1 pseudogene is annotated in these 211 nt (G+C 37.9%); it reads left to right on the top strand.

The annotated features are described in order from the left end of the window. Positions 1-10: 10 nt before the first annotated feature. Positions 11-211 (top strand): annotated as a pseudogene (locus tag A1019T_RS13055) (RNA-guided endonuclease InsQ/TnpB family protein); the annotation flags it as partial.

Genomic DNA, 211 nt, shown 5'->3' with positions numbered 1-211 from the left:
TACTGAATATATGAAAACACTCAAGCTACGCATTAAAGACAAACACATAAAAGAGCTGAATCGTCTAAGTGGTTCAGTAAACTTCGTGTGGAACTATGTGAATGCACTTTGCTTTGAGCATCTAAAACGTACCGGTAAGTTTTTTAGTGCTTATGATCTAAGTGAGTACACCAAAGGAAGCGGTGAGTATTTAGGATTACACAGTCAGACC

Origin of the sequence: Psychrobacter piechaudii (genome assembly GCF_900162825.1) — a bacterium.
Taxonomy (GTDB): domain Bacteria; phylum Pseudomonadota; class Gammaproteobacteria; order Pseudomonadales; family Moraxellaceae; genus Psychrobacter; species Psychrobacter piechaudii.
Note: the sequence above shows the minus strand (reverse complement) of the source record. Positions and strands in the feature narration are given on the sequence as shown.